This is a genomic window from Flavitalea flava, from assembly GCF_054461575.1.
Map to the genome: position 1 here is coordinate 16032 of NZ_JBTLQH010000005.1, position 21861 is coordinate 37892.

The window sequence follows — 21861 nt, forward strand, 5'->3', positions numbered from 1 at the left end:
ATACCTGCAAAGGCTATGCCTGCAATGACTATTGAATATCATTAAGTTACAGGAATTTAAATTATTCTTTTATTTTTTAAATGGATATGCAGGCAAATACTGATCTTTGGCATCAGTAACGCAAAACGTTAGTATTATTTTATCATGGGGATTAAAAGATACAGAGAAAATATGGCAAGGGGTGAGAATCAATAAACTACCAAATGAAATTCAGCAAACTGGCAGAAGGAAATTGAGAATGCTAAACAACTCCCAAAACATAAGTGACTTGAAAATTCCGCCATCCAGCCGGCTCGAAAAACTAAGTGGGAATCTGAAAGATTATTATTCCATAAGAATCAATGACCAATGGAGAGTTATTTTTAAATGGAAAGATAACAACTCGTTCGAAGTAGCCATCATAGATTACCATTAATTTAGCATTATGAAAAGATTAAAAAACATTCACCCAGGGGAGATCTTACAGGAAGAATTCCTCATCCCTTTACAAATTACGGCCTATCGTCTTGCAAAAGATACAGGCATACCTCAGACCCGTATATCGGAAATCGTGAAAGGAAACAGAAGGATTACCGCTGGAACGGCCTTAAGGTTATCGGTTTATTTCGGAACCACCGCAAAATTCTGGCTTGGTTTGCAAGATGATTTTGATTTGGAGGAAGAAAAAATCTCCAGCGAAGCAGAACTTAATAATATTAAACATTATTCCGCTACGGCTGCATGACCTTTTCTTTCCATCCGGCCGCTGTAAACGGCAAGGCCAAAACCTAACAGGACCAGCAACGCTCCGATCCAGGGCGTTGCTTCCAGGCCCAGCGCCGAATCAACTACAAGCCCTCCAACCGAGGCTCCTACAGCAACACCGACATTAAAGGAGGCTATATTTAATGCGGAAGTCACATCTTCCGTACCCGGCAGGTATTTTTGCGCCAGCTGAACGATATACAATTGTAATCCCGGGACGGATGAAAATGATAATCCACCCATAAAGAATAAGGTGATGAGGGCCGCCAGTTTAAAATGAACGGTAAAAGTAAACAGGAAGAGAACCAGCACCTGCAGGATTAATATCCGCGCCAGGGCTTTGTCCGGATCACGGTTGGCAATTTTTCCTCCTACTATATTTCCCAGGGCTATTGCCACGCCATATACCAGCAGTAGCCAACTTATCGAACCGGAAGAAAAACCGGTAATTTTTTCCAGCATGGTGGCCAGGTAGGTAAAGGTTACAAAGGTACCCCCATAACCAAATGCAGTAATACCCAGCACAACCAGGATAGGTCTGCTCTTAAGCACTTTCAACTGATCGCGGATCTTTACCGTTTTCTCATTTTTAATGGTATTGGGAAGCAGGATAAGATTGGCAATAAAACCAATCGTGCCTAATATGGCTACGGCTACAAACGTTGACCGCCATCCGAAATGCTGACCGATAAAGGTTCCTAAGGGAACACCCACAATGATGGCAACCGTCAGTCCGGCAAACATGATAGCGATAGCCGTTGCCTTTTTGTCAGGAGCAACCAGGGTGGCTGCGATAGTGGCCCCTACTCCAAAAAATACTCCATGAGCAAAGCCTGAAACAAAACGGGCAATGAGCAGGGTAATAAAAGTGGGCGCCAGGGCGGAAGCGATATGCCCGGCTATGAATAATCCCATTAAAAAGATCAACAAGGGCTTTCTGGGGACCTTGCTGGTGAGGGCTGTCAGGACCGGCCCACCGATGGCCACACCCAAAGCATATAAGGTGACCAGCAGCCCCGCTGCAGATACACTGATATTCAGGCTTTGTGCGACGGTAGGTAATATCCCTACCATGACAAATTCCGTGGTTCCAATAGCGAATGCGCTGATTGTCAATGCCCATAGGGCTGCAGGCAACCCTCTTTTAACTGGTATGGCGACTGTTCCGATCCCTGCCTCCAGCTCTGTATTTCCGTAATGCATGTTATTATTGGTTTTATAGACTGCAAATTTATACCGACGTTAACTATAATCATAATTATATAAATAGTAGTTTTACATCATTAAAATGATAGTAAAATGGTTAATTTGGAGTGGTTCCGTACTTTTAAAACGATTTATGAGACCGGCTCTCTGACGGTCACCGCCCGAACGCTGTTCATTTCACAACCCGGGGTAAGTCTTCATTTAAATTCCCTGGAAGCCTACGTTGGGTATAAATTATTTGACAGGGCTGCGCGAAAAATGGTACCTACTGAAAGAGCGAAAATGCTCTACAATTTTATTTTAGAAGCCATTAACAAACTGGGGGAGGCAGAGGATCATTTTCATAAAAGCTCCGACACCAATAAATCCACTATTACGATCGGGATGTGTCTCGAAACTTTTCAATTTACGCTGGAGCAGCATATCTCTTCTCTGCCCTTTAACCTGAGCATAAAATTCGGAGAGTATCCGGAAATGCAGGAAGACCTGGATAACGGGTTACTGGATCTGATCGTTACGCCCAAAAAAGGAAATCAACCCAATCTTGAATACGATCCCTTTTCAAAAGAAAAAATAGTCCTGGTAGCCGGGGGCGAACAGGACTATTCGATATTCTCAGCATTAATAAAAAAGAATAAAATCGCGGAAGCGGAATCCTGGCTTAAAGAGCAGATATGGTATAGCACCGCCGCAGATATGGAAAACCTCCGGCGGTTCTGGCACCTGAATTTTAATAAACATCCTGATTTCAAACCAAATTATATCGTACCCAATAAATGCTCCATCGTACGATGTATGACCGACGGAAAAGGCTTTGCCATCATCCCGGATTTTTTATGCAGGAAGGAGTTACAGACCGGGGAATTAATGCTTGCGTGGGAAGGAAATAATGTCATTGAAAACACTTTATACTTCGGCAAACGGAAAAAAACCATGTTTGCCCAGGAGATCGGGCAGATTGAAGGCCTATTCGTGAAAGAGATCGCTTCTATTTAAGGAAGGTTCCTATTTATCTGTCCATATTTTCTGAAAGGTGAACCGGCAATGTAATATCCCGGCTGTATTCATCCGGTTGGGGTGTAGCCCGTTTGGTCTCCAGCGGTAGGATACCCGACCATATCGGAAGCGAAAGGTCTTCTTCTTCATCTACAGGCATTCCTGAACGGACTTTGGCAGAAGCCTCTGTTATATTAAAGGCTAAAACCATTGTTTTGGCAACTTCACCTGCCTTGATGGGCCGGAGATAATTCCAGCTGCCCGGGACCATTTTGTCGGTAAGCCATTGGAACATCTCTGTTTTTACGATGGGGTCATCGATCTTTTCTCCTTGGGCAAAGAGCACCACGGATCGGTAATTCATGGAATGGTGAAAGGCAGATTTCGCAACGACCAGGGCATCCATTTGAGTAACAGTGATACAAACGGGTATTTCTTTTTCCAGCTCCCTCATAAAATGACTCCCCACAGAACCATGTATATAAATCTTATCGCCATAGCGTACAAATGCCGTTGGAATACTATACGGTTTGTTATCCACTGCATAACTGACCACACAAAAGAGTGCTTCGTCCAGAATGGAATGGATCGTATCCTGATCGAAATGTGCCCGTTTTGCCAGGCGGCTGGGAATTAAGGGTGATTGGGGCTTAGCCATAATTTCTTTTTTTCAAATTTGCTACATTTCCCAATTCCTATTGTCGTCCAGGCGTGAAAAAAACGGTAGTCCAGTCAGTCATTGAATTAATCCGACATTATAATGAAAAGGATCAGTCCCACTGGATCTTTCTCGAAAAATACATGACGATGGCCAATGTGGCAAAAAGACCGATGCTTCCCAGCAACAAGGCATAATCCTGTAATTGGATTAGGGTAAAAATGAACCCGTACTGGACCGCTAATAAACACAGTATGAACGCTGACATCCTGGTCGATCGTAAAATACTTTTCACATACCAGGCAATCAGCAGGATCGTGGCCAGTGCAGCGATACCGTAGGCATTGTTAAAACCAACATATTCCGAAAAAGACAATAACAAGGTGTAAAACAGGCATAATGCAAAACCCACAAGTACATATTGGAGCGAATGAATCGTCCGCTTGTAGATCCACTCGATAAGGAGGAAAGCAGTAAAGGTCAGCAGTATGAGCAGTATGGCATATTTCACGCTCCGGGTGATCTGTTGATAGGAATCTACGGGCAGGATCAGGCTTACCCCAAAAGCTGCCTCGGTCAGGTCATAGGTCCTGTCCTTCCATTGCTGTGGAAATTTCCGGTTCAGGTATAACACTTTCCAATCTGCCACAAAACCGCTATCCCGCACAGTCCTGACATCAGGCAGATAACTTCCGGAAAAACTGGGATCGGGCCAGGAGGAGGAAGCTTCAACCCTGGTTTCTTTACCGGAAGGGACGAATAAAAGATTGCCAGATCCTTTTAATTTTACGGTAGCGGAAAATTCCAGCCGATCGTGAAAACTGGCCACAAAAGCAGGCAGTGAAGCACTGAGAGCGTTCTTAAACTGGTCATTGGCAAATTTACCGGGCATCATGTCCAGATCGGCCCCTGAAAGATGCAGGGTCATGTCCTCTTTTAATCCCTGGACATCGCTGATATCGAAGAACAACGCCGCTTCATTCCATAACAGATGGTCGGCAGGAATATTTAATTCGCCCAACCGGAGACTGTCGAATGCGCCTTTGATCTCCAATTCCGTCGAATAGACGATCACCTGGTAAATCCCGCGGTATCGTCTTTCCGGAACAATATGGGCATGGATTCCTAATTTTTCAGGAAGGATATAAGCCCATTTCTTTACTTCTTTGGTATTTCCCAGTTCAGTAACCGGTTCGGTATACGGGATGCCGATCACCGGTCCGGTGATGGTTTGAGCAGCTCCCCATTTGGAGCTGATATCATTTACAGCCTCCCGTTGTCTGTCCCGTCTTTCAGAAACCAGGCTTTGAATAAAAAAAGTGGGTATCAGCAATAACAGAATCAGGAACCCGATCAAAAAGCTTTTCAGGATGATCTTGTTGCGGTCCCAGAAGTTAGTGAGTATATTTTCCATGTCGGTTAAGGTGTAAGAGTTTAAGAATTGGAGTTACCTATTTATGGATCAGGTTTGAGGCGTTGGTTAGGATAGCAAATCGGCCTCATGCTTGCCTTTCAGGCAAGTGCCTTGCTTATCTTTCTAAGCATCAGATACATGATGGTCATCAATATGGAAAAACAAAAGATCATGTCCCAGGCATATTGATTGCGCAACGGATGTAAAATGAGCTGGGTGATATCGCCGAACAATTGGAATGGGCTCGTGATCACATCCCAGCTGTTATACCGAAGATATCTGCCGATATAAATCCCGAGGGCATTCAGCCACATGACCGGATATAGAAAAAATAATTCATTGTGAGCAGGCAGGGTAGGATGCACGATTTTCTCCATTTGCCGGATGGACAAAATACCCAGGAAGAGGCCATTCCAGACAAAGGAAAGGATTAGCGCGAGATCAAACCATTGGGGAGCCTGCCGGTCATTGAGATGATCGGCCAGATGAAAAAGATCGGTAGTAATGTAAAAAGAATTAGGAATAAACAAAAGCCAGACCAGGAAGAAAAAGGCCAGCAGCGGTTTGCCTTTCTTTGTAAAATTCCAATAGGAAAGACGTGTGGAAATAAAATAAGGCACATAAGCCAAAAAAAGATTCCAGGTCAGGAATAAAAAATTTGATCTTCCCGTATGTATCATCCTGGCAGCCACCAGCAGACAGCTGAATAAAATGGAGAGGGCCAGCAGGCGATCCATTTCCGTGCGGAACAAAACCAGCTTTTTTTCTTTAAGGGATTTTAAGGATAAACTGCCTGCAGTACGCATAGGATCTGTTTTTTAGATTTCGTTATTTTAGTCTCAACGGATGGTTTATATGGATGATTTATTTTCAACGGAGCTTGCTTAAAAATTCCGCCATCCTGGGAATAAATATGATAAGGCCTATGATCACCGAGGTGATTGCTGCGACCAGTACAGCACCGGCAGCAAGATCCTTTATAAATTTTATTTCGGGTCGTTCTTCTGCCGTAATGAGGTCAGCCATTTTCTCCAGGCAGGTATTCAGCATCTCTGTCACCCAAACCAGGCCCACCGCGAAAACAAGCGCTATTGCTTCCAAACCCGTCACTTTAAAAAACCAGGCGGCGATCGCCACCAATATCGTAGCCGCCAGATGGATCCAGGCATTATGTTCCATGCGAAGAAATTGGACGATGCCCGCTCCGGCATAGGTGAAACTTTTTGCACGGCTGTTTATTGAAAATTTTTGCTGCTTCATATTTGGCAATAATTTGTTTATTTTAGACTATCGCTGGTAACGACGGAAAGTTGACCAATTTAAGAAAACTCACTGCATCTTCCGGCTGTTCCGCGACGCATAAAGTATTAGGTTTGACATGCGACATTTTCACCCTAAAGCATGGCAAACCTAATACCGCACATGCTGTATCAGCATATAGATCACCAGCACCAATAAAAGCAACCCGCTTTGCAGGGCAATGGCCGTATTCAGCCAGTTACGTTTGTACGACACCTGCACCTCCATTCCTTTATTCCCGCGTTGAAGCCGGAAACGCAGGATAGCCAATACATTGAGCAGAATGGCCAGTAGCAGGCTGCCAAATATTACCTGGGCCTTATGCCAGGCAAAAAGGTTAAAGGGGGATTGGAGAAAGGAAGGGGCCATGGTATAATACAGCGTGGTGGAACCAAAACAGATCCTGACCAGCAGAGCCAGGATAAAATAGGTTCCGGGTAACAGCAGGGTGATGCCTAATAAACCGGATAAAAAGGGAGAGAAGGGTGCCGTTCTCCTTTCAGAGTTTGCTTGTTGCATGTGGTTTGTTTTTTTCTTTTGTCTGTATTAATTTTATAAAAGTGCTTTGTATTTCAAAGTGTTAGGGCAAAAAAAATTATTTTACTCCTCTTATCATTTTTTCCAAGGCCTCTATATGTTCCTTGAACGCCTTTTCGCCTGCCCTGGTGATCGAATAGGTCGTATTCGTTTTCCTTCCGATAAACCCCTTGTGCACCTTTATGAATCCATTCTCTTCCAGGTTGATCAGGTGGGAGGCCAGATTACCATCCGTGAGCTCCAATAATTGTTTCAGGTCGTTAAAGCTGATCTCCTCATTCACCAACAGGATGCTCATCACCCCCATCCGGATGCGGCTGTCGAACACTTTATTGAGATTTCCAATGGGATTCTTCATTCCGTTCAGGGTTAACCCTTGATTTATTTTTACCCGTTCTTTTCATATTTCCACCACATGATCAACCCGTATACAATATGCAGGAGACCAAATCCAATGGCCCAGAAATACAGGCCCCATTCTCCATAATACATATTGATACAACCCAGTAATACTTCAAACAGGCCCAGATAACGGATATCGCTCAGGGTATATTTACTGGCATTCACCAGCGCCAATCCGTAGAAAACCAGGCAGGCCGGTGCCACAATATCCCATTGGGAACGGTAGATCAGACCCAGGACGAACAAACCCCCTGCTGTCATTGGAATGGCTACATTGATCAGCAATTTTTTCGACGTATGATCCCATACGGGCAGATTGCTTTTGCGTGCCTTTCTCCAGGTGAACCAGGTGGAAGAAACAAGGGCCGCGATCAAAACCACTCCAGCCAGCGCAATCAATCTCCATTTCAGATCATGATCCTGAGCGGTCATATAACCATGCCTGCCCATATACCCACTGCTGGCATAATACTCCTGCAACCAGCCGTAGGCAATCCAGGCCCCGGCTAAAGCACAGATCCCGGCACTCAACCCGCTCAACCCGCTAAGCGATATAAACCGGGAGGAACGGTCCATCATACGCCGGATATCCTGCAGTGTTTCTAATGATTGTTGGGTCTGGCTCGGGCTATCCATAAAAAGCACTTTGAAGTACAAAGTAATAGTATTTTTCTCTTTCCTCCAAGAATTGGGTCAAAGAATAATAAAGTTTTTTAATGCCGACCCATTATTCCGACTATACCAATAAAGAGATCTGTAACCCTCTGCCACATAGGAGATCTTGTGCAACCAAATTTTATAAAGCAGGCCCTACTTAAATCCTCATCATGCTATACCAAATTGATTAACAATTGATTAGATTGTTGAAAAGTATTTAATTGCAGAAAGCGAGTACTTTTAATTTCCGATGCAGCCTGTTCAATCATTAAATTGTACAAAAATTACCAACGAGTCAATGTCGCATGATCTCTCCAAATTGCGTACTCGTTATGAGGAGGTGAAATTGCAGGAAGTGCTCCATTACGACAAATTCAATGAATTTTCAGTTTTATATAATGCGGCCAGCATAGAGGGGACAACATTTATGGATACGGAGACTCAACTGCTCCTGGACGAGGATCTCACCCCCAAAGGGAAGCCGTAGATCCATAGTCTGATGATAAAAGATCTATATAGAGCCCTGCGGTTCGTCTTCGATTCGGCCAAAGCGCAAAAAGGCCATCCCTACCACCTTATATCCGGCTAACAGAAAAGCAATCAAGAAAATACATAGGTTGACAGGAAAGAGAGGTTGCAATTTAAATCCAAACTCTAAAACCAGCATCACCACTAATATAGCCAGCGAAGTGAGTAAAGACCAATGGGTCTGCCAGGTGGCATCCTCCTCCGACCTGTCCAAATCTAAGGTTTTCTCTTCCTTATCATCATTCAGCTCCGGCTTTGTCGGTCCCGTAGATTTTCTTTAATTTTCCATAGTTACAATTGTCAATATTATTAAATGTTTCTGTTTTTCCAACGACCTGCGCTTCTAGCAACCTTATTGTTCTTCAGGTACTTCCTACTCCTTTCGATTGCAGATAAAAGGCACCCTTAGTGACTACCTCCGTTTTCCTGAATCGCAATTTTCCAGCATTGCCATTCCCTGCATTCTTATTTTGCGGAGGCACCGAAAATTGACCATTAGCCTTCACCATCGTCTGTTCATAAGTAAAATAATAACGAGTAGTAATAAGGATATCACTCCTCCGATTAAAAAAGTATTATTGTTAAATTGTGCCCCCGTAAAACCCGCTATTGGATAGCCAATGGCCCACCACAAGTGCGAAAAAGCAAAATGAGAGCCATATACTTTACCCTGTTCCTCACTAGAAATATTTTCACCGATCAGTGTTTCGGAAGGGATTTCCGCCAGGCTTTGCCCCAACCCAGCTAGCATCCAAAGCGCTAATAATCCAATATAATTGACATAATTAGCGCCGCTTATGGCCAGGCCAAGCAGCAGCGCTCCAATAATCAAGGATTTTCTTCTGCTTTTCGTTTTGTCAATGGCACCGGATATGAAAGCAGAAATAGCAGCCCCTATGGCAAAAGCGGACATAGCCCAACCATACTGCCTGTCACCCTGCCCAAATCCCGCTTTAATATGACCGACTGTATTGACAAGGATTTGGGCGCCTGCTATGGCGGACACAAATTCAATGGCTAAGGAAAAGCGAACATATTTATTTCCAAATAGCAACTTAGCTCCTTTGGCTACATCCATCCAGGTGGATTTTTCTGGCCCTTTTTCCTGTTTTCTTTCCGGTGTTATTAATTTGCCCGGCAGCAATAAAATGAGAATGGCAGCAATTACAAAAGAAGCCGCATCCACAAAAAATATTTCTCTGGCACCAAGCCACACTGCCAGAATACCCGCCAGGCCCGGACCCAATACGCCCAATAGCTGGTAAGTGGCATTCGATAGGCCAATGGCCTGCCGGTAAATGGCTCTATCAACTACCTGGGGAATCACTGCACGATAAGTAGGCGTAAAAAAAGCATTAAAGACATTTAAGAAAAACACCAGTACAAAAATTTGCCATTCAGCGGTTATAAAAGGAAAACAAGCGACGATGGCCATTCTGAAAAAATGGGTAATATACAGGATCTTCTTGCGATCTACTTTATCTGCCAAAACACCAGCAAAGGGTGAGAAAATTATAAAAGCGACTACACGTAAGGTTAATGCAGTGGATAAAATGATAGCAGAACGCCCCTTTCCAAACTGGTAGGCTAATAATGCCAATCCTACCCAGGTAAAAGCATCCCCCAGCAGACTGATGGTTTCCGCCAGATATAATTTTGCAAACACCCTATTCTTTAAAGTGTAAAATGGCACAAAAGCCGTATGTACTGTTTTTTGTATGGACATGCCTTGATTTTTTAGAAGATTACTCCTCTCCCGTGTTCTTTAAGGCCGAAAGCAAGGTATAAGCTCCTTTAAAAACAACCTGGATGGTGGTTGCGTCGATTCCGGCAGGAAGGGTTATCTCCGTATAGCCTTCTTTTTCCATGCCTTTTTTAACGGGTTCTAATCTAAACTTAAATCCTTTATCATTTTTACTAACCTTTATAAGGATATAGTCTTTCCCTTCTGACTGTACCACGGCATCCACCGGTAAAACAGGCACTTGTTGCGGGTTAGTTTCAATGAAAGCTTTCACGTACATGCCGGGTAACAGCTTGCTATCTTTTCCATTTGACAGGTGACAATGAACAGGTACCGTGCGATCCTCCCCGGTAGCCTTGCCAATCAGGAAGACAGTTGCAGTGCGGTTAAACCCCGTTTCATTGGCTAAGGAGAATTTTACGATCTGGCCAACCTGGAGTTGAGCAACGTCCTTTTCAAAGACATTCAGGGCCAGGTGAATATCATTGGTATTGGTCAGTTCAAATAATACATCGGTTGGATTAACATATTTGCCCATATTCACATTGCTTGTCTTGACATAGCCGCTAATGGGAGCGTACAGATTACCGGAACGGCTGATTTGGCCTGATTCTAACTGATTCATATTTATACCGGCCATATGCAGCTTTTGATCCAGGGCACTGATCCGGGCCTGCATGGAATGGTAATCTGCGGTTACCTGTTGGAAGGTCTTAGCTGAATTCACCTCTTCCTTTCTGAGTTCCTGCTGGCGCTTATACTCCTGTTCCAGGTATTCCAGTTTACTTTTGGTTTCCAGGTAATCCTGTTGCAGCGTAATAAATTCAGGATTCTCCAGGGAGGCGATCAACTGCCCCTTTTGGATACGCTGACCTGGTAATAAACCGGCTGTTTTGATATAGCCGCCCAATGGCGCCGAAATAGTAACCAGGTTATGCGGTTCTACATCGAGCTGCCCATTTACCTTAATCAAGCCGTTCATGGTACGCTTTTCTATCAATCCGATTTCTATGCCGGATAACCTGAACTGATCGTTCGTAAAAAATACCGTATCGGCGCTCTGTTTTGAGGTGGAGGCTGTTTCAACCTTTTTTTCCTCCTTATTGTCTTTACAGGAGAGCAGCACAAGGGAAGTTACCATGCAACTCAATAGAATTTTATAGATGGAACGCATATTGTTATTTTAAAAATTATTTGATACCGGCAAGGGTTTCTATTTCAATAATGGTTTGGTTGTATAAATACAGATTGTCCAGGTAATCGGACTGAATTTTGACGGCTAAGGCCAGACTTTGAAGATACTGCATATAGGAAGTATCGCCACCTTGAAAACCTTTTGTCGCATTTACTGCTATTAGTGCCGCTTGCGGCAATGCCGTCTTCTCATAATAATCTACCGAAGCCAGGTGCTTATACAACTGCTGCAAGCGTGTTTGTAATTCCCCGGTTAAATTGGTTTGCACATAATCCAATTGGCTCCGGGCCATTTGTTCGCTGATCAGGGCAGCTTTTATGCTTGAACGATAACTTCCGGGAGCAATGGGTACGGCAATCCCAATCTGAAAACTGGAAAAACGATCGCTTCCGCTAAAATACTTTTCTGTGCCGCTTACCCCCTGGAATCCCTTAAAAGATTGATTGACATATCCTGCCATAATATCAGGCAGTCGTTTTTGTTTCTGCACCTCAATTTGCCGTTGGTTGACAGTAATTTGTTGTTGGAGATATTTGAGGTAAGGATTATTACGCTTGGCAGTACTATCCGTTGGCAAACTCAAAACGTTTTTATGCAGATCCTTATCACTGACTTCAACGGAATCTTTTGTATGTAACAAAGTTTGTAACTGTTGTTCTGCTATGAAAATATCTGCCCTGTTTTGTACCAATTGATTATTAACCTCCATGGCCTGCGCTTCGGAGGTCACGCTTTCCAGTTTATTGGTTTCGCCGGTCTTATACCGCGCCGCGCTTGATTTTTGCAGGTTCCGGTATAAACTATCCTGATGCAGTAATAATTGACGTTTGGCCAGCAAATAAACATTTTGAAGATAGGCAAGTTTTACATTGCGGATAAGGTCGTTCTGCCTGACTGCCAGTTGCTGCATGCTGCTATTGATACGGGCGTCTGCGAGTTTCGATTGACTATAATATACGGTTGGAAACTCCATTCTCTGCATGATGGTAAAGGAGTTGTCGGTTTCAAGGCTGCTGATCTGGCCATCCGCAAATAATAATTCAGTTTTGGGCATATTCCAGGAACCCTTCTTTAATTGCTGTTGTAAACGGATGTCCTGGCGGGCAATCTCGATGCTGCCGTTATTTTTAAGCGCCTTCTCCAAAGCCTGCTCCAAGGTAAGGGTTGTTACAGCTGCATGTGTACTAACCTGGGCCTTCAAAGGCGAACTGCCTATCAGGAAAATTGTAATAAACGCTCCCGAAATGAGGGTTTTCGTTGTCATTTTTGTTTTTTTCAGGGAGCCAAAGAAAATGTACAAGACCGGCAGAACCACCAGGGTCAGCAAGGTGGCAGTGATCAGGCCCCCAATCACTACCGTCGCCAAAGGACGTTGCACTTCTGCCCCGGAACTATTGGATAAAGCCATGGGTAGAAAGCCAAGGGAAGCTACAGTTGCCGTCATCAGCACGGGCCTCAACCGCACCATCGTGCCTTGTAAAACACGTTGATAAATATCGGTAATGCCTTGTTTTTCCAACCGGTTAAATTCGCCGATGAGTACAATCCCATTTAAAACGGCGACGCCGAACAACGCTATAAAACCCACGCCGGCGGAGATACTAAAAGGCATATCTCTGAAATAGAGGGCATATATTCCTCCGATTGCCGATAAAGGGATTGCGGTAAAGATGAGCAAGCTTTGCTTGATAGAACCAAACGTGAAATACAATAACAGGAGGATCAGCAATAAGGCTGCAGGCACGGCCACTGCTAATCGTTGTTTGGCTGCCACCAGGTTTTCAAACTGCCCGCCATAGGTGGCATAATAACCTACTGGCAGCTTGATTTTGTTGTTAATGACCTGCTGAATATCTTTTACAATGCTTTCGACATCCCGGCTACGGACATTAAACCCCACCATAATACGGCGCTTAGCATCATCGCGCTGTATCTGATTGGGGCCTATCTTATAATTTACATTGGCGACTTCCTGTAAAGGAATCTGCTGGCCTGTAGGGGTGCTGATATATAAATTGCGAACGTCATCCAGGCCTTTTCGATTCCCTTTTTCCAGGCGTACTACCAGTTCAAATCTCTTCTCTCCTTCATAAACAAGGCCCGTGGTTTGACCTGCAAATGCAGTCTCAATGGCCTGGTTGATGGCAGAAATATCCAGACCATATTGAGCGATCTTGTCCCGGACAAAGTCTATTTGTATTTGGGGAAGACCCGTTATTTTTTCTATGTACAGGTCTTGCACTCCGGGAATGGATCGTATGCGTCTGCCAATATCTGAAGCGATATCCGATAAAGCGTCAAGGTCTTCTCCATACACCTTAATTACGACGTCCTGTTTGGCGCCGGTGATCAGTTCATTGAACCGCATCTGGATAGGCTGTTGAAATCCGAAGGTAGCATTCGGGATGACGGATAAGGCTTGCTGCATTTTTTCGGCCAGCTCTTCCCGGGTATGGGCACTGGTCCATTCCTTTTTATTTTTTAGAATGACCATCATGTCACTGGCCTCCAATGGCATGGGGTCAGTCGGGACTTCCCCGGAGCCGACCTTATTGACGATTTGTTTCACTTCCGGAAATTTTTGTAAAAGAATTTTTTGCGCTTTCGTAGACACATCGATAATCTGGTCCATAGAACTGCCAGCAAGTACCCTGGTCTCCACGGCAAAATCGCCTTCGTCGAGTTGAGGGATAAATTCACCACCTAGCCGGGAAAAGGTAAATAAGCTGATGACAAAGAGCCCCACTGCGATGGCGACCACTAATAATTTTTGATGAAGGGCAACTTTAATGACAGGAGTATAAAGCCGGTGAAAGAAATCCATCATACGGTCAGAAATGTTCCGTTTATGTTGTGTTTTCCGGCTAAGTGCTAACGCTGACATCATGGGCACGTAGGTCAAAGACAAGAGAAAGGCACCTAAAATGGCAAAAGATACCGTTTGCGCCATTGGCCGGAACATTTTTCCTTCAATGCCTACCAGGGTCAGGATGGGCAGGTAAACAATCAAAATGATGATCTCCCCAAACGCGGCTGAACTCCGGATGGCTGCCGCCGCCTGATAGACCTCACCATCCATCTGTTCTTTGGACAGCTCCGGCGTTTCCGCCAATTGTTTGGATGCGCCGATATGGTGTAATACCGCTTCTACAATGATGACAGCCCCGTCTACGATCAACCCGAAGTCAATGGCTCCCAGGCTCATCAGGTTGCCGGAGACCCCGAAAAGGTTCATCATGCAAATGGCAAAAAGCATGGACAACGGGATGACGGAAGCTACTACTAGTCCGGCCCGCAGATTGCCTAAAAACAGTACCAAGATGAAAAGTACGATCAAAGCCCCTTCCAGCAAGTTATGAGCGACCGTATCGATGGCGTTGTCCACCAGCTTTTTCCGATCCAGGAAAGGCTCGACCTCCACTCCTTCCGGCAGGGTCTTCTTGATCTGTTCCATGCGGGCCTTGACATTATTGATCACTTCCGAAGAATTGGCTCCTTTCAGCATCATAACGATGCCAGAAACCACCTCGCCCTGCCCATTGCGGGTGGATGCCCCATACCGGATCGCTGATCCGAACTGCACTTTAGCAATATCGCGGATCAGTACAGGCACTTTAGCTTTATTGATCTTTACAACGATCTTTTCCAGGTCTTCCAGGTTTTTAACCAATCCCTCACTACGGATAAAATAGGCATTAGGGCTTTTTTCAATATAGGCGCCTCCGGTATTCTGGTTGTTTTTTTCGAGGGCATTAAAAACATCTGAAATACTAATATCCATGCTGTGAAGCCTATCGGGGTCCACAGCGATCTCGTATTGCTTCACATACCCCCCGAAACCGCTTACCTCTGCCACTCCGGGCGTACCCATTAACTGCCTTCGGATGATCCAATCCTGGATGGTGCGCAGTTGCATGGCATCGTATTTGGTTTCGTACCCTTTTTTAGGATGAAGCACATATTGATAGATTTCTCCCAGACCGGTGGTTACCGGCGCCATTTCCGGGGTGCCTACCCCCTGCGGGATTTGTTTGGCGGCAAGCGCAAGGCGTTCGCTGATTTGCTGACGTGCCCAATAAATATCCACACTTTCTTTGAAAACGATGGTGACAATGGAAAGCCCAAAGCGGGAAAAAGAGCGTATCTGTTCAATATCCGGGATACTGGCCATGGTCTGTTCCACCGGAAAAGTGATCAGTCGCTCACACTCCTGGGCCGCTAACGTTGGAGTAATAGTAATTACCATGACCTGATTGTCGGTAATATCCGGCACGGCATCGATGGGCAATTTTCGCAAGGAATAAATACCCCAGATAACAAGCGCCAACGTAAACAGGCCAATGATGAACTTATTTCGGATGGAAAAATGAATAATCTTATCTAACATAAAGAGGATATGATAACATAAAGAATAGCAATGCTACCGAGGCATTACGGCAGAATGGGTATCCGAAAGCAATTAGACAGGAAGGGAATGCTTATTTAAGCAACAACAGTGGGAGGACCCCGTAAAGAATGATGTAGGGGAATGGGAATAGGAACAAACAACAATGATCGGGAAAGCGGCGGAATCAGGGGCGGAAGTGGAAGCGGAAGTAATATGAAATGAGCAGAAGAAGGGGTATACTCCACCGCCCAATTTATGGTTGTTCCGAACTTCTCAGGAGAAAAATGGGTATAGGTTATTATAATGCCCTGACCATGGTGAAAATGTGCAAACGCATGACTTAGAAAATTATGGTCTACAGCGTTATGGTCATCATGATCGTCGTCATCATCATCCTGGTCGGCATTGCGATGTAAACCGGCAGGAGTTCCTTCCCCGTGATGGTGATGCGGAACGACACTGTGCAACAGTAAAATACTGTAGGCTACAAATACGAATGCTATGGATACATACTTCCTTGTCATTGACGGGCTTAAAGGTACGAATCTTTATAGTCCCATAAAATTTGAAAAATCGTTCCAAAAGGTGCTTTTGAAGCACTCGTTCCGTCGTCAGGGATTTTTTTAAACATGGTACGATTACAGGGTGCCATTCCTGGTCGAGTATATTGATGATTTTAACAGTGACAATTACCTTGCTGAATCGGCGGGCATTTTATCGTTCCATAGCTACAATATACACAACAGTCCCCTTGTTTTGGTTTCAAGAGCTGATGACAGTTTTCACATTCATAAAAGTATTGACATGCATCCGCAGGCATAGTTTCTTCCTTTTTATATCCGCAGATTGGGCAGGTAATCACTGAATTCAAATTAACGTCAATAGTTGACATGTTCCTAGATTTTTACTTTGTAACCCGTTTCAATTTTTATGGTGATCGCCCGTTGCCACCAGAGTCTTGCATAATTTAAAGTGCTAAAGACCATAAAAAAATATGTGACCTTGCAAATTGGCAGCATCCTTACTGCTAATGAACTTCAAAACCTAACCTCCTTGTTGTCAAAGGTCCTGAAAAATTTTAAGAGCTTTTAGCCTTTTTTTTCCGACTGACTTTGGAAGTATTTTCCTATTCAATACCGCAGATTGAGAAGAAAAAATACATGACGGTGACGCTCTTATCGACATGGGAGTAAGTATTAAATTCTTCCCGATATTCCTGGGAACACATACAGTAATGCTGGACATTCTAACTACAAAAGGAATCGTAATCTCTAAGCGACATAGCAGGCTTGAAATATATAGGGGATTTGTTTATTCACTAGCTTATAGCTTAGTTTTATTTTTGCTCTTTGGATTGTATTATCAATGTATAATTGATTACAAAATGAAATTATGATCTGACAAAATTCATTTTACAGACCCCGTGGGCACTTTTTACATTTGATTCCTACTTTTACATATTATAACCTATTTCAAATCATTTAAATAGATTCTTCAAAAAAGAAAGCCTCCAGATTACGCTGAAGACTTTTCTTTTCCTCTATTAAAACCAAACCATACCTGCCCTTAGTAATTCGTTTTATACCTGTTTTTTTACTTTCATTTTTGCAACTGCAACTCTCCTTTTTTTAGCATTACTGTTTTCCGATCTTTCTTTGTTTAAAATCTATAGTTGTCTAAGTTTTTGCTTCTGTATCATTAGGAATTATTGGTTGAATGGTTGTATTTCATTTTACAAGTGCCATCTTTCATGACCATCGTGCCATTTGTCATGGTCATGTCATGATCCATAACCTTTGTTTTTCCGGCTTTCATTTCCATCATCATACCATCCTTCATCATCACACAATCTTTCATTTTATGGGCCATCGAGTCCATTTTGTTGTCCTGCGCAAAAATTCCGGCATTAAGTAGTAAGGAAACAATAAAAAATTAAGGTTTGATAAAGGGTCCGGCAATAGTCTTCTCAAATAATGAAAGGTAGGCGCCTTACATCCCATTAAATTCCCGGATTGGGGAAGGTTATTCTTGGAACATCGTTAAATGCTGTTTAAATGAGGTAGTAAATTATATATTCCTTCATATAAGATAAATTATTATGCTATGACCAAGGAAGTACTCTTATTCATAGACGAATCCCGAATGATTAACAATTTTGTTGAATCAAATAACTTTTTTAATCCGACTATATTAATCGAATGGAAATGTTCGGGCAATTCGTTTTTTATCTGTGTAACCCTGATTATGGGATTGGCGGAAAGAATCGAAAGGATAAGTTAGGTGGTGAAGCAGATAATATTATATAAATAAATTAATTATATATATTATTATTTACTATGTGTAAGGAGGCATCCCCTAATTTTCAATAAAATTTCAGTATATTTAGTGACTTTATAAATTATGCTATCACCCAAAAAAAAAGATAAGGTTCCTTCAACCTTTGCTCAGGATTTCCCCGTTGTAGGAATAGGAGGATCAGCAGGAGGGCTTGAAGCTTTCAAAAGGTTCCTGAAGGCTATCCCGGAATACACTGGAATGGCCTATGTACTAGTACAGCATTTGAACCCTTCGCATGACAGCCTTTTACCTGATATTCTTTCCAGGGTAACGAATATACCCGTTTATGAGATTACAGATAATATTAATCTGGCTCCCGATATAATCTATATCATTCCAGAAAATAAAATTCTTACTGCGGTGGATGGGGTTCTTAAGCTCGCTCCCCGAAATAAAACAATAGCCAATCATGCCATTGATGTTTTCTTTATTTCGCTGGCTGAAGTCCATCGGAGTTTTGCGGTGGGTGTAGTGCTTTCAGGTATTGGTTCCGATGGAACATTAGGATTAAAGGCCATTAAGGAGCATGGAGGAATTACTTATGTGCAGGATCAGGAATCGGCGGCTTATGGAGACATGCCACAAAGTGCAATCAATGCCGGATTGGTTGACTTTGTTTTACCTCCGGAAAAAATAACGGAACATTTACTCCAAATTAAAAATAACTTCAGAATCACCGATACACAAGTTCATGAAGAAAATGTAAATAAAGACGAAGAATTCATTTTCAGGCAAATTCTTTCGCTGCTTCGTCAGAGAAACGGGGTTGATTTTTCCTATTACAAACAACCTACCATTCGAAGGCGTATTGCAAGAAGAATTGGATTGCGCAAAAGTGAAAACCTTTCAAGCTATTTAAAACTGCTAAAAAGTGATTTATCCGAACAAGATGCCCTATTTAAAGATGTGCTTATTCCTGTAACTTCTTTCTTCCGTGACCCAAAAACTTTCAAAATAATATGTGAAAGTGTTTTGCCGGAGCTTTTCAGAAATACATTCAGTACTGAACCCATTCGAATTTGGGTTGCAGGTTGCTCTACGGGGGAAGAAGCCTATTCTATCGCTATTTGCTTGCACGAATATTTAGGAGACAGGTTTTCAGGAAATCAAATTCAAATATTCGCTACAGATATATCCGAGAATGCTATTGCGAAGGCGAGAGCAGGCATTTACACTAAAGGAGATGTACTATCCCTTTCAGAAGCACGGTTACTAAAGTATTTTACAAAAACCAATGGCAGTTATCAGATTAATAAAGTGATTCGGGATAAGTGTGTTTTTGCAGTCCAGAATTTCTTAAAAGACCCCCCATTTCCCCGGCTGGATTTGATAAGCTGTCGTAATGTGCTTATTTACATGGATTCATTTTTGCAGAAGAAAGCACTTACCACCTTCCATTATGCCCTTAAGGAAAATAGATTTCTTTTACTGGGCAAATCTGAGACCATTGGCGTTGTTTCGGAAATATATTCGCCAATATTCAAACATGAAAAAATTTATTCCCGAAAATCGGTGGCTGGACGACATATGTTTTCTGAAGGCGAAAATGAAAAAATGGCGGTCGCAGGAAAAATAAAATCGACTTCAAAACCTGAAATATTGATATCCGATTTTCGAAAGAATGCCGAAAGTGTTTTACTGTCTAAATACACTCCTGCCGGTGTGATCGTGAATGAACAAATGGATATCGTTCATATTCATAGAACTGTAGCTCCCTTTCTTGAACCTTCTCCTGGAAAGCCTACTTTCAACCTTCTTAAAATGGCCCATGAAGGATTAGGTTTCGAATTGCGTAATGCGTTGCACAAAGCGAAGGAGGGTAATGTCACAGTTATTAAAGAAGGAATCCCTATTAAGAGTAATGGAAAGCCAACTTCCGTAACCATTGAAATTATTCCCCTTAGGAACATTCCTGAGCCACATTTTTTAATTCTTTTTCGGGAGTTTATTCTTCCCAATGTTGAAGATGTTATTGAACCAGAAGGAGATGAGTCACCAGCTCAACTAAAATTGAAGGAAGCCCTGCAGCGAATTCAAGATTTAGAAATGGAAATGGCCCAAACACGGGAAGACATGCGCAGTATCACCGAAGAACAGGAAGCAAACAATGAGGAATTGCAAAGTGCGAATGAAGAACTACTTAGTAGTGGTGAAGAATTGCAAAGCCTAAATGAGGAGATGGAAACATCCAAGGAAGAGTTGCAATCTACTAACGAAGAATTGATTATTGTAAATCAGGAATTATTAGACAAGCAGGATCAACTGTATGCAGAACGCCTCTATTCTGAAAGCATTGTAGCTACGATTCGGGGGCCACTGCTGGTTCTTGATAAAGCGTTGCGCATAAAATCAGCTAACCCTGCTTTTTATAAACAATTTAATATTTCCGAGCGGGAAACTGAAGGGAAGCTACTCTATGAATTACAAAATCATCAGTGGGATGATAATGTATTGCGGGCACTTTTGGAAAAGGTGCTTCCTCAACGAACTCACTTAAACGACTTTGAAATTATTCTTCCATTTTATCCACAGGGTGAGCGAACGATGCTTTTAAACGCAAGGCAAATTCTTAATGAAAGAAATAAGGCACCCTTAATCCTATTGGCTATTGAAGATATTACGGAAAGAAAAACAGCAGAAAAAAAACTAGAATTAGCTTTCGAAGAAGTAAAGGAAAAAAATATAAAAATTAATAAGCAGACAGAAGATAGTGCCAAACATTTTCGTTTTATCGCTGAAGCAATGCCGCAGAAAGTTTGGACGGCAGATGAGAATGGAAATATGGACTATTTTAATAATCAGTGGCTGGAATATACACATTGGAGCTTTGAGGAATTGAGGGGCTGGGGATGGAAGGGGATCATCCATCCAGAGGATTGGGAGGCCAATTTGAAAATATGGCAACACTCCATTAATACTGGCGATGATTTTCAATTGGAACATCGATTACTCCGACATGACGGAGTATACCGCTGGCATTTAAGCCGTGGTTTACCACAACGGGATGGAAATGGAAAATTAATGATGTGGATAGGAACCAACACGGACATTAATGAACAGAAAGTGAAAGAACAGACTAAGGATGAATTTATTAGCATTGCAAGCCATGAAATGAAAACCCCTCTTTCTATTGCTAAAGCCTACCTTCAATTGCTTGAACGGTGCCTTGACAAGAACGATACCGATTCAAATATCTATACAAAGAAGGCGAGTGAATCAGTTAACAGACTTAATAATCTGATAAATGAATTATTAGATGTTAGTAAAATTCAATATGGTAAATTAAATTATAATATTACTACTTTTAATTTCAATGATTTACTGGACAGTACCATTGAAAACATGCAATATTCTTCTCCACAGCATCCCATAATAAAAACAGGCCAGGTAAAGCAGGAAGTTAAAGGAGATAGAGACAGATTAGGGCAAGTGGTAATTAATCTGGTATCTAATGCCATAAAGTACTCGCCGCTGGGAGAAAAGGTATTTATACATGTAATGGAAAATAAGGACGAGATTCTAGTATCGATAAAAGATAGCGGGGTAGGAATTTCCAAGCAAAATATTGGGAAAATATTTGATAAGTATTATAGAGTTGAAAACCATGCCAACCAATCTCAGGGTTTAGGTATCGGTTTGTTTATTTCCTTCGAAATCATACAACGGCATCATGGTAAAATTTGGGTAGAAAGTGACCTGGGAAAAGGGAGTATCTTTTATTTCTCATTACCAGTATGAAGAATTTGCTAAACCTTAA

Annotated in this window: 20 protein-coding genes; 5 read left to right on the top strand and 15 right to left on the bottom strand. The window is 42.7% G+C overall.

The window, feature by feature from the left end:
* Positions 1–181: 181 nt before the first annotated feature.
* Together ACX0G9_RS06965 and ACX0G9_RS06970 are read left to right on the top strand one after the other, a co-directional pair.
* Positions 182–415, top strand: coding sequence for a type II toxin-antitoxin system RelE/ParE family toxin (locus ACX0G9_RS06965; protein ID WP_459064353.1), 234 nt, complete (start codon positions 182–184; stop codon positions 413–415).
* 9 nt (positions 416–424) lie between these two features.
* Positions 425–724 (top strand): HigA family addiction module antitoxin, encoded by a 300-nt coding sequence (locus ACX0G9_RS06970; protein WP_459064150.1) that lies wholly within the window; start codon positions 425–427, stop codon positions 722–724.
* Here ACX0G9_RS06970 and ACX0G9_RS06975 read toward each other — a convergent pair.
* Positions 703–1947 carry an MFS transporter gene (locus ACX0G9_RS06975; protein WP_459064151.1) on the bottom strand — a complete coding sequence of 415 codons (1245 nt, stop codon included), beginning with the start codon at positions 1945–1947 and terminating at the stop codon, positions 703–705. The genes ACX0G9_RS06970 and ACX0G9_RS06975 overlap by 22 nt on opposite strands.
* Positions 1948–2043: 96 nt before the next feature.
* On the opposite strand from ACX0G9_RS06975, the gene ACX0G9_RS06980 reads away from it, so the two are divergent.
* Positions 2044–2946 (top strand): LysR family transcriptional regulator, encoded by a 903-nt coding sequence (locus ACX0G9_RS06980; RefSeq protein WP_459064152.1) that lies wholly within the window; start codon positions 2044–2046, stop codon positions 2944–2946.
* Positions 2947–2959: 13 nt separating this feature from the next.
* Here ACX0G9_RS06980 and ACX0G9_RS06985 read toward each other — a convergent pair whose 3' ends face one another.
* The 7 genes from ACX0G9_RS06985 to ACX0G9_RS07015 form a co-directional block, all read right to left on the bottom strand.
* A complete protein-coding gene (locus ACX0G9_RS06985; protein ID WP_459064153.1) occupies positions 2960–3604 on the bottom strand; it encodes a pyridoxamine 5'-phosphate oxidase family protein in 645 nt (214 codons plus the stop codon).
* Positions 3605–3716: 112 nt separating this feature from the next.
* Positions 3717–5018, bottom strand: coding sequence for a cell envelope integrity protein CreD (gene creD / locus ACX0G9_RS06990; RefSeq protein ID WP_459064154.1), 1302 nt, complete (start codon positions 5016–5018; stop codon positions 3717–3719).
* Positions 5019–5116: 98 nt separating this feature from the next.
* Positions 5117–5824: a DUF1361 domain-containing protein gene (locus ACX0G9_RS06995; RefSeq protein WP_459064155.1), complete on the bottom strand. Its 708-nt coding sequence runs from the start codon at positions 5822–5824 to the stop codon at positions 5117–5119.
* A gap of 64 nt (positions 5825–5888) precedes the next feature.
* Complete coding sequence (locus ACX0G9_RS07000; protein WP_459064156.1) at positions 5889–6278, bottom strand: diacylglycerol kinase family protein; 390 nt, start codon at positions 6276–6278, stop codon at positions 5889–5891.
* Between the two features lie 150 nt (positions 6279–6428).
* Positions 6429–6836, bottom strand: a complete 408-nt coding sequence (locus tag ACX0G9_RS07005; protein WP_459064157.1) for a hypothetical protein — start codon at positions 6834–6836, stop codon at positions 6429–6431.
* A 76-nt stretch (positions 6837–6912) separates the two neighbouring features.
* Entirely contained in the window at positions 6913–7212 is a 300-nt protein-coding gene (locus ACX0G9_RS07010) for a winged helix-turn-helix domain-containing protein (RefSeq protein ID WP_459064158.1), read from the bottom strand.
* A gap of 29 nt (positions 7213–7241) precedes the next feature.
* Positions 7242–7892 (bottom strand): hypothetical protein, encoded by a 651-nt coding sequence (locus ACX0G9_RS07015; protein ID WP_459064159.1) that lies wholly within the window; start codon positions 7890–7892, stop codon positions 7242–7244.
* A gap of 319 nt (positions 7893–8211) precedes the next feature.
* Between ACX0G9_RS07015 and ACX0G9_RS07020 the strand changes: the two genes are divergently transcribed.
* Complete coding sequence (locus ACX0G9_RS07020) at positions 8212–8400, top strand: hypothetical protein (RefSeq protein ID WP_459064160.1); 189 nt, start codon at positions 8212–8214, stop codon at positions 8398–8400.
* A 24-nt stretch (positions 8401–8424) separates the two neighbouring features.
* On the opposite strand, the gene ACX0G9_RS07025 is transcribed toward ACX0G9_RS07020, so the two are convergent.
* From ACX0G9_RS07025 to ACX0G9_RS07055, 7 genes are all read right to left on the bottom strand, one after another.
* Entirely contained in the window at positions 8425–8655 is a 231-nt protein-coding gene (locus ACX0G9_RS07025; protein WP_459064161.1) for a hypothetical protein, read from the bottom strand.
* A gap of 288 nt (positions 8656–8943) precedes the next feature.
* Positions 8944–10167 (bottom strand): MFS transporter, encoded by a 1224-nt coding sequence (locus tag ACX0G9_RS07030; protein ID WP_459064162.1) that lies wholly within the window; start codon positions 10165–10167, stop codon positions 8944–8946.
* Between the two features lie 19 nt (positions 10168–10186).
* Positions 10187–11326: an efflux RND transporter periplasmic adaptor subunit gene (locus ACX0G9_RS07035; RefSeq protein ID WP_459064163.1), complete on the bottom strand. Its 1140-nt coding sequence runs from the start codon at positions 11324–11326 to the stop codon at positions 10187–10189.
* Between the two features lie 49 nt (positions 11327–11375).
* Complete coding sequence (locus tag ACX0G9_RS07040) at positions 11376–15767, bottom strand: CusA/CzcA family heavy metal efflux RND transporter (RefSeq protein ID WP_459064164.1); 4392 nt, start codon at positions 15765–15767, stop codon at positions 11376–11378.
* A 95-nt stretch (positions 15768–15862) separates the two neighbouring features.
* Positions 15863–16291: a hypothetical protein gene (locus ACX0G9_RS07045; RefSeq protein ID WP_459064165.1), complete on the bottom strand. Its 429-nt coding sequence runs from the start codon at positions 16289–16291 to the stop codon at positions 15863–15865.
* A 152-nt stretch (positions 16292–16443) separates the two neighbouring features.
* Positions 16444–16659, bottom strand: a complete 216-nt coding sequence (locus ACX0G9_RS07050) for a GDCCVxC domain-containing (seleno)protein (RefSeq protein ID WP_459064166.1) — start codon at positions 16657–16659, stop codon at positions 16444–16446.
* A gap of 806 nt (positions 16660–17465) precedes the next feature.
* Positions 17466–17636 carry a DUF6799 domain-containing protein gene (locus ACX0G9_RS07055; protein WP_459064167.1) on the bottom strand — a complete coding sequence of 57 codons (171 nt, stop codon included), beginning with the start codon at positions 17634–17636 and terminating at the stop codon, positions 17466–17468.
* Positions 17637–18167: 531 nt separating this feature from the next.
* Here ACX0G9_RS07055 and ACX0G9_RS07060 point away from each other — a divergent pair.
* Positions 18168–21842: a chemotaxis protein CheB gene (locus ACX0G9_RS07060; RefSeq protein WP_459064168.1), complete on the top strand. Its 3675-nt coding sequence runs from the start codon at positions 18168–18170 to the stop codon at positions 21840–21842.
* The last annotated feature ends 19 nt before the right edge of the window (positions 21843–21861 follow it).

Excerpts from the sequence above, each read along its gene's own strand:
- ACX0G9_RS06970 (WP_459064150.1), top strand. The coding sequence starts at position 425 with ATGAAAAGATTAAAAAACATTCACCCAGGGGAGATCTTACAGGAAGAA.
- ACX0G9_RS06975 (WP_459064151.1), bottom strand. The coding sequence starts at position 1,947 with ATGCATTACGGAAATACAGAGCTGGAGGCAGGGATCGGAACAGTCGCC.
- ACX0G9_RS06980 (WP_459064152.1), top strand. The coding sequence starts at position 2,044 with ATGGTTAATTTGGAGTGGTTCCGTACTTTTAAAACGATTTATGAGACC.
- ACX0G9_RS06985 (WP_459064153.1), bottom strand. The coding sequence starts at position 3,604 with ATGGCTAAGCCCCAATCACCCTTAATTCCCAGCCGCCTGGCAAAACGG.
- creD (WP_459064154.1), bottom strand. The coding sequence starts at position 5,018 with ATGGAAAATATACTCACTAACTTCTGGGACCGCAACAAGATCATCCTG.
- ACX0G9_RS06995 (WP_459064155.1), bottom strand. The coding sequence starts at position 5,824 with ATGCGTACTGCAGGCAGTTTATCCTTAAAATCCCTTAAAGAAAAAAAG.
- ACX0G9_RS07000 (WP_459064156.1), bottom strand. The coding sequence starts at position 6,278 with ATGAAGCAGCAAAAATTTTCAATAAACAGCCGTGCAAAAAGTTTCACC.
- ACX0G9_RS07005 (WP_459064157.1), bottom strand. The coding sequence starts at position 6,836 with ATGCAACAAGCAAACTCTGAAAGGAGAACGGCACCCTTCTCTCCCTTT.
- ACX0G9_RS07010 (WP_459064158.1), bottom strand. The coding sequence starts at position 7,212 with ATGAAGAATCCCATTGGAAATCTCAATAAAGTGTTCGACAGCCGCATC.
- ACX0G9_RS07015 (WP_459064159.1), bottom strand. The coding sequence starts at position 7,892 with ATGGATAGCCCGAGCCAGACCCAACAATCATTAGAAACACTGCAGGAT.
- ACX0G9_RS07020 (WP_459064160.1), top strand. The coding sequence starts at position 8,212 with ATGTCGCATGATCTCTCCAAATTGCGTACTCGTTATGAGGAGGTGAAA.
- ACX0G9_RS07030 (WP_459064162.1), bottom strand. The coding sequence starts at position 10,167 with ATGTCCATACAAAAAACAGTACATACGGCTTTTGTGCCATTTTACACT.
- ACX0G9_RS07035 (WP_459064163.1), bottom strand. The coding sequence starts at position 11,326 with ATGGTAACTTCCCTTGTGCTGCTCTCCTGTAAAGACAATAAGGAGGAA.
- ACX0G9_RS07040 (WP_459064164.1), bottom strand. The coding sequence starts at position 15,767 with ATGTTAGATAAGATTATTCATTTTTCCATCCGAAATAAGTTCATCATT.
- ACX0G9_RS07045 (WP_459064165.1), bottom strand. The coding sequence starts at position 16,291 with ATGACAAGGAAGTATGTATCCATAGCATTCGTATTTGTAGCCTACAGT.
- ACX0G9_RS07050 (WP_459064166.1), bottom strand. The coding sequence starts at position 16,659 with ATGTCAACTATTGACGTTAATTTGAATTCAGTGATTACCTGCCCAATC.
- ACX0G9_RS07055 (WP_459064167.1), bottom strand. The coding sequence starts at position 17,636 with ATGGCCCATAAAATGAAAGATTGTGTGATGATGAAGGATGGTATGATG.
- ACX0G9_RS07060 (WP_459064168.1), top strand. The coding sequence starts at position 18,168 with ATGCTATCACCCAAAAAAAAAGATAAGGTTCCTTCAACCTTTGCTCAG.